Raw genomic sequence first — 12,469 nt, 5'->3', positions numbered from 1 at the left:
GATTGGCTCCGGAAAACATTCTAGGCTAGCATAAAGCAATGCACTCTTGGAGTATCCGGGATGTTCGATGTAACAAAAGTTGCAATTTCCGGAATATCCGCTGCGGTCAGCAGATTTCACCGCAGTAAAAGAATACAGAGAGCGACGTTTAACGCAATTCGTCTTGATAGGCCGGAGATATCCCATATCATCCGCGATAACGACGCGAGATTTATCAGTTATTGTCTGGCCAGAAGAGACTGGTCTCACGCCCAGATCCTGCAGGATTTGTGGGTATGTTTCGAGCTGGCTGAAAAAAGGGACGGGTTCTTTGTCGAATTCGGCGCAACCAACGGCTTGAAAAACAGCAATAGCTGGCTGCTCGAGAAGAAATTCGGATGGACCGGTATTCTGGCCGAACCCAATCCGATCTGGCATTCGGACCTTGCGGTCAACAGATCGGGACCGATCGAGCACAGGTGCGTCTCGTCAACATCCAACGCCACGGTTGCCTTTATAACAACGGATGCATCCGACCCTGAGCTGAGCTCTATTGCCGACTTCTCTCAAGGCGATCACTTCTCAGGCGTCCGCAGCCGCGGATCGCAGATTGAGGTGCAGACGATATCGTTGGATGACCTGCTCGATATGTATCAAGCACCGAAAGTGGTCGATTATCTTTCGATAGACACGGAAGGTAGCGAGCTGGATATACTTTCGGCCTACAGTTTCAGTCGCCAATTTCGCCTTATATCTGTGGAGAATAATCCGAAGACGGAACCTGCCATTCAAAAGCTTCTGGAGGACAATGGCTATCGGCGGGTATTTGAGCAATTCTCACAGTGGGATGGCTGGTACGTATCACGGGAGCTGAGGAACGGCGAGAAACTGAATGTGGTAGCACCGGCGTCCTGAAGTCTCGCACCTCGGCCTTTACGATGCATCAATGGATGCTGTGCCTATGGCGCCGGCTCAGTCCTGCATCCCGCGCCGCGCCTTGTCTGGCCCGGTGCCCTCGGCTTTTGCAGAGAGCCGGTCATTCGAATGCACACGAAACAGATTGTAAGCAGACAGACCGGATCTTTGCTTGGGTGATCTGTTAAGGTCCCGCCCGAGTATTTTCACATAAACAAGATAGAGCAGCACATGGGGAAAAATGTAGCCAGCCTCAAGAACTGCGGCGAGCACGAAAGACCATCCAATATTGTCGAGCGTGGAGTTTGCAGAACCGATATTCGCAAGCGAATAACCGACCATCACAATCAGCACGATTATCGTGAAATGGAGGATGGGCACTCTTAGGGCGCACAAAACCCCGACTGCAAATGAGATAATAAGACCCCAGGCCATCAAAGCTCCAGCTCCGAGTAGTCCATCTTCAATCAATACGCATCATTGCAGACAGTATCAGTGATCTACGCTTGCGGAACAAGTCGAATATCGCAAGATCACGCGGTTATACGCTCCATTTTTACGTTAAAGTTCTGCCTGGAGGCATGAATTCCACTTTGCAGCGAAGAATAGATCATACAGATTGCCCGATTAGCGCGAGGCAGCCGCTTTCCGAAACCAACGGGTCAGCATGGATCTCCTAGCTATTGCCAGCCGCAATTGACGCGGCTCACGGAGAAAGAGAGGCTTTCATGCCATCATCCGTTGTCTGGGTGAGAGATGCCGGCTTTTCGTCTTCTACGCGAATGACATCTCCAGGCGCGACAGCATCATTGTCTCCGACGGCAATGATACGCAAATTGCCATCGACAACGCGATCTATGGTGGTCTTGAGCGAGCGTTGCGAATCTTCAATGGCGAGGCTTGCAGCCGCAGCTGGCGCGCGGGCCTGCACGTTGTCGAGCAGAGCTTGTGTGGTTGCCGCCTTTTCTCGGTTGGCAGCAAGACGGTCGCGCACATCTGCGGCTTCGGTCAGCGCCTGCACGCGATAGCGATTATTAACGTCGGCAATATCTCCATCCGCTTTGGCGATATCCTGCCGCGCCTTCAGATTGGCGAGGGCTACGTCGAGATTCTGGCTTTCAAGCTGAGCAAGATTCTGGTTTGCGCCCAGCTCGCGCGACGACACCGTCAGCCCTTGCGAAATCAGCTTGCTGACCGTGCCTACGTCCTTGTTGGCCATTTCGATCTGCTTTGCAAGCGATGCCGCCTTTGAATTGAGGGCCTCTATTTGGTTTGCGGCAAGGAGCTTTGCCTGATTGAGCGCATCGACCTCCGTACGCAACGAGCGCTGTCGCGTATCGAACAAATCCCGCTCCTGCTTCATCATTCGATCAATGAGCGGCTCGTTTGCGCGCGCCGTCAGCTCCGGTGGAAAGCTGATCGAGGGTTGCCCTTGCGTGATTGCATCCAAGCGAGCCTGTCGGGTCAACAGGCTCAGGCGCTCTACCTCAAGAGATCGCAGATCACCGCGAGCAACCAGGGCTTCGCGCTGCAGGCCGACAAGATTCGGGTCGGTCAAACCAAAGGTTCCCCCACCCATGCTTAATGCCTGAATGACGGTGAGGCCAGGGCTATAGTCGTATCTCCCCGGCTTTGCGACAAGACCGGTCAGGAAAAAGGGCCGATATTCCGACACTTCAACGGATGCATTGGGGCGCTTCTGCATGCCGACCTGCGTCTTCAATCGTTCGCTGATGCTTTCTGCGACCTGCTCCGATGTCATGCCCGCGGCAGGCACCGCCCCTATGATGGGAAGAGACAGGTTGCCGGCTGCCGAGATGACGAATTCTCCGGTCAAAGGCGCCCATTCGATCGCAGCCCCGGTCGTCGGTCGCCATTCGAATACCCTGATCCGCAGCTTGTCCTGCGGACCGAGGATGTAATCCGCGGCAAAAACGCCGGTTGATCCTAGAACTGCTGACAGCATGATCGCAGCGCCAACAATCGGTAAAACCTGGCCGCGAAGATACCGAGCAACAAACGCCCGACCGGGTTTGCGGGGCATCGGACCATTTGGCGGCATGGCGTTTCACTCCTGTTCGGCACCGACAATGGCGCTCACGACGACAAACGTCCCTGCGACGGCTCCAACCAATGCGCCATATTGAGCTGCTCACCGGTTGATCTGCTGACGAAACGCCCGAATTTCTCCATGAAGACCCCGGTCCTGAACTCCGCGGCTCGCGCCACCGCGTCAGCGGGATTGAATTCCATACGCTCAAGGCGCTCAATCGCCTCAATTATCGCCTCGGTCGTCTGCACGTCAAAGAATAAGCCCGTCCTGTCAGCGATGACCGTTTCGGTGGCACCGCCGCGATTAAATGCGATGACGGGTCGACCACTCGCCATTGCCTCAACGGGCACGATCCCAAAATCCTCCTCGCCGGGGAAAACAAGCGCCTTGCAGCATGCATATTGCTCTTTCAGAACGCTGAACGGCTGAGGCCCCAAGATCGTCACAGTGGGACCTGCTACCTTTCGTAATCGGTCGAGCATCTCGCCGCCGCCGATGACGACGAGTTTCGCCCTCATTCGGTTGAACGCCTCGACCGCAAGATCAGGTCGCTTGTAGCCGACGAGTTCGCCGACCATGAGATAATGGTCGCCGATCTCGGATGATGGCAAGGGGCGAAATGCCGTCGTATCTACCGGCGGATGAATGATCTCGGCGCTGCGCCGATAGTAGCTTTTGATGCGTTGGGCGACAGTTAGCGAATTTGCCGCAAAATCATCGACCCGATTGGCCGTCGCGACGTCCCACGTTCTCAGATAATGGGCAAGCGGAGGCATCATCAGACGCGTCATCAAACCGGAACTGTCATAGTAACTATTATACATGTTCCAGATGTACCTCATCGGCGAATGACAGTAGCAGACATGTAAGGCGGTTGAGTTGGGTATCACTCCCTTTGCAGGTCCTGATTCACTGCTTATGACCAGATCGTATTCATTGAGATTCATCTGCTCCAAGGCCATCGGCATCAATGGAAGGTATTTTTTGTACAATTTCCTCGCATAAGGAAGGCGATCGATGAATGTCGTGCGGATCTTATGTCGCTTTATGATATCGGAAACGGCTTCCGGGTCGTAAACATGCGTAAAGATGTCCGCGCAGGGATACATCTTGCAAAGGGCTTCCAGAACCTTTTCCCCTCCGCGCATACCAACCAACCAATAATGTATGATTGCAACGCGCATGAAGTACTCCATGAACAAGGTAGCCATTTGACGGCCACATCGAATGTATAAGTGAAGTTATGCTGAACAACACCCTCGATCTTGATGCACTTAAAGTTCTCGATATAACGTCTGCTGCGTTTTTTTGTCGAAACGCTTGCCTGACGACTTTATCTCATCGGTAGATCCTATCCATTTGTAGGGCTTCAGATTTTGACTGTGCCGTTCGATAAAGGCCCGGATGTCGGCCTCTAACTGGCTTGCAGACTTCGAGGTGCCATGCGTCGCTTGCCGACGGCTAACTTCCATAAACAAGCTTTCCACCTGGCGTAACCACAATGTCGCCGTGGGCATGAAATGCACATGATAGCGAGGCCGATGCATTAGCCAGGATCGCACCATCGCCACCTTGTGCACGTTGCAATGATCCAGGATGATATGAATGTCCAATTCCGCGTCGACGCTCACATCAATCTGCTTCAGGAAATCGAGGAATTCCCCCGCCTTATGCTGCTTGTGGTGATCGTCGATCACAAAACCAGAGACGACATCAAGAGCGATGAAGAGCGACGTAGCCCCGTGCTGAACGTAGGCTGGCACTTTCCGCTCGGCAGCTGAGTGCATTGTTGTCGAAGCGATAGGCTTGCCACAGACGTCCTGCTTGCAACCTTTCTCGTTGACGCTTAGCGCCAGCGCTCGATTTGGCGGAAACATATAAAGTCCAACAATATCACAGACTTTATCCACGAAAATCGGATCGGCCGACAGTTTGTAGGACTGACCGCGATGAGGCTGAAGCCCGAACGCCGCCCAGATTCGCCGGATTGTCGTGTGGGAGAAGCCCGTTGATGCGGCCATTGAACGGATCGACCAATGAGGAGCATCGTCAGGCGCCGACTGCAGCGTGCGCTCGATGACCGCCGCAATCTGTGCATCATCTATAGTGCGCGGTCTTCCGGGGCGCTCTTCATCGAAAAGGCCATCGATGCGGTTCCTTAAAAAGCGTCGCCGCCACTTGCCGACAGTATTTTCATGAATGCCCAACTCCGCCGCCACAGCCTTGCTGGTTATGCCGTCGGCACAGCGAAGGATGATCTGACATCGCTCCGTCATGGACCGCGTCACCGTCTGATGTTGGTGAACCTGCAGCTCCAGATAATCCCGCTCTTCCCTACTCAGAACCAGGGGCTCCGTCGGTCTTCCGGTTGCACTCGCCATTGTTACGTTCCCCGTAAAAACAAGTACTTGCTAAATGATGCGAAATTCAGTTCCAGTCTATTGTCGATACAACTAAATAGACATACAACTTTATCACTACATTAGACTTAATAACACCTAATTATTGCGTGTGATAACTCGAATATATCATAATTCATGCGCATATATTGCGACGCAATAAAGTTATTGTCAATTTATTTATTGTTTGTTAACTTAACTGTACATTCACGTCAGGTGCGGGACAGCACCTTTCCAGGCATTTCAAGCAACATTTCTTTAGTCTTCCGAATACGGAGCAAGCTGATGAGGGAAATAGACCTTAGACGTGAACTCGCCCCTTTGGGTGACCTACGAACATCTCGGTTACCCGGCACGACCGCCCGCGCAGCACCATCAAGGAAGATGTACTCCCAGGCCATTAAGCGCCTTATTGACGCAACGCTGGCCGTAATTGCCTTGGTTGTATTGGCACCGATGATCCTGATGGTGGTGGCTATCCTTCTCGTGACCCAGGGTCGCCCCATCTTTCATTCACATCGGCGAATTGGCAGGCATGGAGTGCTGTTTTCCTGCTTTAAGTTCAGGACAATGGTCGTCAACAGTGAGGAGGTCCTAGCGCGCCATCTGGATACCAATCCCGCCCTCAGAGCCGAATGGAATGCGACAAGAAAACTTAAGGACGACCCGCGTGTTACCCCTTTCGGCCAGCTGCTGCGCAAGAACAGCGTCGATGAAATCCCTCAACTCCTGAACGTAATCCGGGGTGAGATGAGCCTTGTTGGTCCGCGCCCCATCGTTACAAGCGAGGCGGAGCTCTACGGGGTCCATTTTGTCGACTACATGCGGGTTCGCCCCGGCTTGACCGGCCTCTGGCAGGTAAGCGGGCGCAGCGATACCAGCTACGATACGCGCGTCGAACTCGACACGCGCTACGTGACGGAGCAAAGCCTGGTGGGCGACATTGTCATTATGGCCAAGACCATTCCGGCAGTCTTGACCTCGCGAGGCAGCTATTGATCTACCAACCAATTCCACTCGGCCATTTGGCTGTGTTGGATTTGGAGAGCTGTAAGCCGGGGTCGCTTGATAGCGATCCGATATCGCCAGGTTTCTTTCGCAGTCCGCAGCAATCGAACTCTTGATGAGGAATGGTTAGCTTTGCACGACATTTATCTCACCGATCACTACGCAGAACTCAATCCAACGTGGCATGAGGAGGATTCACCGTGGAAGGCGCGTCAGATCGAAGCGATCATTCGCAAGAACCGGCTGGACTTCGAAAGCCTTTGCGAAGTCGGCTGCGGCACGGGTGAAATCCTCCTGAATCTGTCCCGCACATTTCCAAAAGCGCGTTTGACAGGCTACGAAATCTCCCCTCATGCGTATCAAAGGGCCAAAACCAAGGAAACGAGCCGAGTAGCCTTCCGTATGGGCGACATTCTCCAGGAAAAAGATGCGCAATACGATATTGCCGTGATTGCCGATGTCATTGAGCATGTCGAGGATTACATCACCTTTATCAAGGGGTTGCGCTCTTGCGGTCGCTACAAGATTTTCCACATCCCGCTTGATCTGTCCGTGCAATCACTGTTGCGTGCGTGGCCAATTACAAAACTGCGCGCAAATGTCGGGCATCTGCACTATTTCTTCAAGGATACTGCACTTGCGACACTTACCGACTGCGGTTATTCAATCGTCGATTATACATATACGGCGAGCCGCCTCGAGCTTCCCAATCAAGCATTCAGCAGCATGCTGATGCGGTTGCCGCGCAAATTGCTTTATTCTCTTCATCCGGATCTGGCTGTACGGATTCTGGGCGGCTATTCTCTCCTTGTTCTTGCCGAGTAGCCGCCGATGCAGCCGCTCCGAACGTATGCTGTCGCCCGGAAATTGAGAAGCACAAAATCCGATTCATGCGTTCACTTATGGTCCGTACCCGACGGTCGGCTGCCTGCCACTTATCGTCATGAGCATCGAAAGGCCCTGCCATGAGCATCGAGCCTATCGGTATTGCCGCAATTTTATGTGGTCTCTTTTGTCTGTTTCTTGGAAACCGCGCGACAACCATCGCGCTGGCGATTGCAGCGGTATTCGGGTCAGCTGCGGCGATGTTCATAGGATCTGCAAATATTCAACCTGGCCATGTTCTTCTCGGATTTCTCGCCGTTGGCATTATCACGCGTGAGCGCTCCGCCGTCGCATTTGTTCATGCATTGCGGTTTGGCGAACCAGGCTTCTGGTTTGCCCTGCTTGTCTTCTATGGCTTGCTGACCGCCTATTTCGCGCCCCGCCTTCTGTCCGGCATCACACAGATCGTTCCGCTTGGAACAACGATGTTCGATGACAGCCGCTCCACAGTTCCGCTGGTCCCTGTCTCAAGCAACCTCACGCAAAGCGTTTACATGGTAGGAAACCTGCTCTGTTTTGCGATGACGGTTGCCGTTGCATCGACCAGACAGGGCTTCAATGCCGTTCTCATAGGCTTACTTGCCTATAGTATCGCCAACACGCTCTTTGCATTGCTCGATATTGCGACCTATTCGACGGGAACACAGAGTATGCTCGCCTTCATGCGGAATGCTCAATACGTTCTTCATACAGATGACCAGGTCGCGGGTGTCAAGCGTATCGTCGGCTCCTTTACAGAGGCGTCATCCTACGCTCGATCGACACTTGGTGTATTCGCCTTTTCCGGTACGCTCTGGCTTTGTGGCCGTCATCCCTATCTTACCGGATCAATCGCGGCAGCATCACTTGCGCTGGTTGTGATGTCGACGTCGTCGACTGGCCTCGTCGGGGCGCCCGTGATGGGATTGGTCCTCTATGGAACCGCCATCATGGTCGGAGGGCGAAAGAATGCACGCCGCTTCAGTACCCTGATCATCGTATTCGTGCCGACGATCGCGGTCGCCGCTGCGCTTCTTGTTGCAACCGATCCAACCATGTCGAAACTTGTCTACAACTACATCGATATTGTCGCACTCGGTAAATCCACGTCAAACTCGGCAATTGAACGGGGCGCGTGGAATACTGTCGCAATTCAGAATGTCTTCGACACCATGGGACTGGGCGTTGGCCTCGGCACTGCCCGCACATCCAGCTTTATACTCGCGCTTCTTGCCAATGTCGGCGTCGCCGGAACCGTCTTCTATCTGCTCTTCGCCTTTGGGGCCCTGATCAGAAAGCGTGGCATCCCTGGAAGCTTCACAGCGGATGCGCGTTTGTCGGCATGTAATGGCTGCTTCGGGTTGCTGGTGGGCGACATGCTGGTCAGCCCCGTTATCGATCAGGGTCTTTTCTTCTGCATGCTCGCCGGCCTGGCCTCGGCGTGGCCCGAGCGCAGCAGGCAAATAGTGCATGCGAACCGCCCCATAGGAGCAATCGCCATATGAGCGCTCGCGCCCTCTTTGCGGTCAACGGCCGTTTCCTCACGCAAAATGCAACGGGAGTGCAGCGCTATGCCTCGAACGTTGTGCGAGCCCTCGACGGGGCGCTTGCTGCCGTGGACAAACACGCTGCAATCATCGCGCCTTCAGGGGCACCAGATCCCGGCTTCGGCCATATGCCGCTGGTTCAATCCGGAGCTCTTTCCGGTCACGCCTGGGAACAGATGACACTCCCTGCGCAATGGCATGGCCGGCTCCTCAATCTGTGCAATACCGCGCCCGCCACAAAGACTGATCAAATCGTCTGCATTCATGACGCCAATGTTTTCACCACCCCCGACAGCTACAGCCGCGCATTCCGTGCCGTCTATCAGACCCTGCAGCCGCTGCTCGTGCGCCGGTCCGCCCGTATCGTCACCGTATCACATGCCGCCGCGCGGCAGATCACCCGGCATTTACCGATCAAACTGGACGACATCGTCGTGCTTCCGAACGGTCACGAACACGCACTGGGCTGGGATCCGGCGCTGGCGCAAATCGCGCCGAGCTTCATAGCCCAGACCTTGGGGCGGAGCGATCGCCGGTTTATTCTCGCCCTCGGCTCCCAAGCACGTCACAAAAATCTCGCTCTCCTTATCGACGCGGCTTCGGGACTTGACGAGATCGGTGTCGACATCGTGATCGCCGGCGGAGGCGCGGATATTTTCGTTCCCGGAGCCCTCAGGGAAAGATCGAATGTCCATCTGATCGGCCGCGTCTCTGACCATGACCTAGCTTACCTGCTCGAAAGAGCACTCTGCCTTGCCTTTCCATCCTTGACTGAAGGCTTTGGCCTTCCGATCGTCGAGGCGATGGCACGGGGGTGCCCTGTCGTCGCCTCTCATTGCGCCAGCATACCGGAGGTCTGCGGCGAAGCGGCGCTGTTCGCCTCGCCCACGGATCCGGCCGCCTGGGTCCGGCAAATCCAAACTCTAAAAGAGTCCTCGGCCCTGTGCGAAGACCTCGTCGGGCGGGGATATGAACAGATCGGAAACTTCTCCTGGTCACAAACCGCAGCCGGTTACATGGAATTACTTGAACAGCCTATCGCCCGGCCAAAGACATACAAACCATCCAGTACAAGCGCTCCACGTGTCGCTGTCATCGTCGCAACGCGGGGACGCCCGGGTATCGTCAGCGCTACCGTGCGCCACCTGCTGGCCACGCAAACATTGAAGCCAATGGCCGTCATCGTTTCCTGCCCCGATATCGCGGATGCCGGCGATCTTGTCGGCCATCAGGAAGTGACAGTGGTAACCGGTGCTCCGGGCCTAACCAGCCAACGCAACACCGCCCTTCTGAGCCTTCCGGAGGACTGCGAAATCGTCGCCTTTTTCGACGACGACTTCCTGGCCGACAAGAAATGGCTGGCGGCAGCGGCTAGAGCATTCCGTGATGACCATCAGATCGTTGGTTTCACCGGACGCGTTCTTGCCGATGGCGTCGGCGGTCCGGGAATAGGGTTCGAGGAGGCATTGCGCCTTGTTGACGCAGCCAAGCCAAGCGACTGGGCCTGGATTGAGCCCTATAGCCCTTATGGCTGCAACATGGCGTTCCGGGTGGAAAGCCTCGGGGAAACGCGTTTCGATGAGCGCCTGGTTCTCTACGGCTGGCTCGAGGACCGTGATTTTGCCGCGACCCTGGCCAAACGCGGTGGCCGCTTCGTCAAATCCGCGGAGGCTTTCGGCGTGCACATGGGCGTCAAAAGCGGCCGCGTCAGCGGGGAACGGTTCGGCTATTCGCAGATCGTAAACCCCATCTACATGCTCAGCAAGGGAACGATGAGCGGTGCGATGGTCGCCAATCACATCTTCTGCAACATGGCCATGAACTTCGCCCGAGCAGCTCGGCCCGAGCCCTTCGTCGATCGCCGGGGACGTCTGAGGGGCAATCTGATTGCCATCGTCGATCTTCTTCGCGGCCATCTGCAGCCCGAGCGTGCGGCTGGACTGCAGCCTAGAAACAACCCAGCGCAACTTAAGTCGGAGGTCAGGACTAGATGACGCAGAACAGCCCGTCTCTCTTGGAACGTTCGTCCCGGCTCTGGCGGCTCGACGACCTTTCCACCGACAGATCCAACGAAGGACCGATCGCGCTGCTGCGCTCGATGAGCATGCTGGCGCTGAATCACAAGACGACGCTGATCCTCTGCACTGCCGTCGGCATCGGCGTTGCGGCATTTTACGCTCATTCGTTACCGCGCATTTATACCGCGACGGCTTCAATTCTGCTTGAGCCGCATCGCTCGACGCTGGCCTCCAGTCAGGACGCGCAAAACCTGGACCCGAACAGGGCGGATAGTGAACTGCAGATTATCCGCTCGGAGCGACTGCTTTCCGCAGTTTTCGACAGTCTGGATCTGGCCAATAGCCCGGAACTCGGTCCGCAACCGCCGCGCATGCGCGATATCATCGTCAACAAAGTGGAAGGCGTTCTGGATGGATTGTGGCTCAAGATAACCGGTCCAGGTGGAGGCAAAGCTCCACGTCCGTCTGACACCACGACATCACGCAACGCCGACGGTCGCGAGGCAGCATTCCAGAATTTCGCACAACATCTCGACGTGCGCCGCGTGGGCCAATCCTATGTCATAGAGATCAGCTACTCCTCATCCGATCCGGCACTTGCCGCCCGTATCGCCAATGCCGCGGTTTCCGGCTATGTCCTCCAGGCCGTTACCTCTAAGGAAGAAATGGCGCAGGCGGGGACTGAAGTCTTGCAATGGCGCCTCGACGCATTGGCGGCACAGGTCGACGCTGCGACGATTGCCATGAAGCAAGGCGCACTGCCCGCAATCCCTACCCCCGACGGAGACGCCCGGATTATCGGCGCCGCGCAAGCACCGCTCGGCCCATCCGGCCCACGCACCACGTTAATCACAGCCCTGGGCGGCATTCTCGGTCTGCTTTGCAGCTTTTCCTTCATTGCGCTCAATCTGGCGCTTGATCGCAAGGTGCGTAACGGCAAGGATTTGGCGCGCGACACCGGAATACCCTGTCTGGGAACACTACCGGATGCGGTAAGTCGTGGGGGTGTCTTTCGGGGCTCACACCGCCGACACGTTTCCGTCGTCATCAACCAGCCAGGCAATGCTTACGCTGCTGCAATACGAGACCTTCGGACATCCATCGAAATCGCTTGCTCGGCAATTCGCAACGAACGCGGCATCATTGTCGCTGTCACCGCCTGGGACGGTGCCTCGGGCGTTTCGGCCCTGTGCCTTAGCCTGGCGCAATTCATCAATCGAAGCGGCCGGCATATCACGCTCTTCAACGCCGAGACGCATCCGTCCGATCTCAGAGATCATGATCCGGAAAGGCTGGCGACGACCTCTCTGGCCGATGCTCTCGTTGCCGACATACGCCCCGAGCAGGTGATCTTTGCCAACGGCCGCGGCGACGGCCATGGCATCGCCGTCCTTCCGATCCACTCCAACAACGCCCTGACGAACCTCTATGTCGATTTTCGTGATCGTCGGGTCGGGCGGATTGTGGAAACCGCGCGCGCCAGAGGAGATGTTCTCCTAGGCCTACCGCCGATAGATGGCTCAAGTGATGCCCTGGCTTTGGCGGCCCACGCGGACGCGGTGTTGATCGTGGCGCACGCCGGAAAAACAACGACGGACGAGGTCAGTGACGCATTGCAACAATTGCGGCGCTCCGGCGCCAATGTCATCGGTACTGTCATCGACCTGGCAAAGACCTGATGCGCAG

10 protein-coding genes are annotated in these 12,469 nt (G+C 55.7%); 6 read left to right on the top strand and 4 right to left on the bottom strand.

Going from position 1 to position 12,469, the window contains the following annotated elements; genetic code table 11:
• Nucleotides 1-60: 60 nt before the first annotated feature.
• Nucleotides 61-894, top strand: coding sequence for an FkbM family methyltransferase (locus ACQZ6F_RS29820; protein ID WP_449094845.1), 834 nt, complete (start codon nt 61-63; stop codon nt 892-894).
• 57 nt (nt 895-951) lie between these two features.
• Here ACQZ6F_RS29820 and ACQZ6F_RS29815 read toward each other — a convergent pair whose 3' ends face one another.
• From ACQZ6F_RS29815 to ACQZ6F_RS29800, 4 genes are all read right to left on the bottom strand, one after another.
• A complete protein-coding gene (locus tag ACQZ6F_RS29815) occupies nt 952-1,329 on the bottom strand; it encodes a hypothetical protein (RefSeq protein ID WP_077471634.1) in 378 nt (125 codons plus the stop codon).
• Between the two features lie 271 nt (nt 1,330-1,600).
• Complete coding sequence (locus ACQZ6F_RS29810; RefSeq protein WP_449094844.1) at nt 1,601-2,860, bottom strand: polysaccharide biosynthesis/export family protein; 1,260 nt, start codon at nt 2,858-2,860, stop codon at nt 1,601-1,603.
• A gap of 131 nt (nt 2,861-2,991) precedes the next feature.
• Nucleotides 2,992-4,131, bottom strand: a complete 1,140-nt coding sequence (locus tag ACQZ6F_RS29805; RefSeq protein WP_449094843.1) for a glycosyltransferase — start codon at nt 4,129-4,131, stop codon at nt 2,992-2,994.
• Nucleotides 4,132-4,221: 90 nt separating this feature from the next.
• A complete protein-coding gene (locus tag ACQZ6F_RS29800) occupies nt 4,222-5,328 on the bottom strand; it encodes an IS630 family transposase (RefSeq protein ID WP_449094842.1) in 1,107 nt (368 codons plus the stop codon).
• Nucleotides 5,329-5,631: 303 nt separating this feature from the next.
• On the opposite strand from ACQZ6F_RS29800, the gene ACQZ6F_RS29795 reads away from it, so the two are divergent.
• The 5 genes from ACQZ6F_RS29795 to ACQZ6F_RS29775 all read left to right on the top strand — a co-directional run bounded on the left by ACQZ6F_RS29795 (nt 5,632) and on the right by ACQZ6F_RS29775 (nt 12,462).
• Entirely contained in the window at nt 5,632-6,345 is a 714-nt protein-coding gene (locus ACQZ6F_RS29795) for a sugar transferase (RefSeq protein WP_077471631.1), read from the top strand.
• A 141-nt stretch (nt 6,346-6,486) separates the two neighbouring features.
• On the top strand, nt 6,487-7,179 hold the full coding sequence (locus ACQZ6F_RS29790; protein WP_449094841.1) for a class I SAM-dependent methyltransferase: 693 nt from the start codon (nt 6,487-6,489) through the stop codon (nt 7,177-7,179).
• A 140-nt stretch (nt 7,180-7,319) separates the two neighbouring features.
• Nucleotides 7,320-8,723, top strand: coding sequence for a hypothetical protein (locus ACQZ6F_RS29785; protein WP_449094840.1), 1,404 nt, complete (start codon nt 7,320-7,322; stop codon nt 8,721-8,723).
• Entirely contained in the window at nt 8,720-10,759 is a 2,040-nt protein-coding gene (locus ACQZ6F_RS29780) for a glycosyltransferase (protein WP_449094839.1), read from the top strand. The genes ACQZ6F_RS29785 and ACQZ6F_RS29780 overlap by 4 nt, the downstream gene beginning before the upstream one ends.
• On the top strand, nt 10,756-12,462 hold the full coding sequence (locus ACQZ6F_RS29775) for a Wzz/FepE/Etk N-terminal domain-containing protein (RefSeq protein ID WP_449094838.1): 1,707 nt from the start codon (nt 10,756-10,758) through the stop codon (nt 12,460-12,462). The genes ACQZ6F_RS29780 and ACQZ6F_RS29775 overlap by 4 nt, the downstream gene beginning before the upstream one ends.
• Nucleotides 12,463-12,469: the final 7 nt, after the last annotated feature.

Source organism: Rhizobium sp. A22-96 (assembly GCF_053521805.1).
Note: the sequence above shows the minus strand (reverse complement) of the source record. Positions and strands in the feature narration are given on the sequence as shown.

Coding starts and splice junctions, on each gene's coding strand:
- ACQZ6F_RS29820 (WP_449094845.1), top strand. CDS start 61: ATGTTCGATGTAACAAAAGTTGCAATTTCCGGAATATCCGCTGCGGTC.
- ACQZ6F_RS29815 (WP_077471634.1), bottom strand. CDS start 1,329: ATGGCCTGGGGTCTTATTATCTCATTTGCAGTCGGGGTTTTGTGCGCC.
- ACQZ6F_RS29810 (WP_449094844.1), bottom strand. CDS start 2,860: ATGCTGTCAGCAGTTCTAGGATCAACCGGCGTTTTTGCCGCGGATTAC.
- ACQZ6F_RS29805 (WP_449094843.1), bottom strand. CDS start 4,131: ATGCGCGTTGCAATCATACATTATTGGTTGGTTGGTATGCGCGGAGGG.
- ACQZ6F_RS29800 (WP_449094842.1), bottom strand. CDS start 5,328: ATGGCGAGTGCAACCGGAAGACCGACGGAGCCCCTGGTTCTGAGTAGG.
- ACQZ6F_RS29795 (WP_077471631.1), top strand. CDS start 5,632: ATGAGGGAAATAGACCTTAGACGTGAACTCGCCCCTTTGGGTGACCTA.
- ACQZ6F_RS29785 (WP_449094840.1), top strand. CDS start 7,320: ATGAGCATCGAGCCTATCGGTATTGCCGCAATTTTATGTGGTCTCTTT.
- ACQZ6F_RS29780 (WP_449094839.1), top strand. CDS start 8,720: ATGAGCGCTCGCGCCCTCTTTGCGGTCAACGGCCGTTTCCTCACGCAA.
- ACQZ6F_RS29775 (WP_449094838.1), top strand. CDS start 10,756: ATGACGCAGAACAGCCCGTCTCTCTTGGAACGTTCGTCCCGGCTCTGG.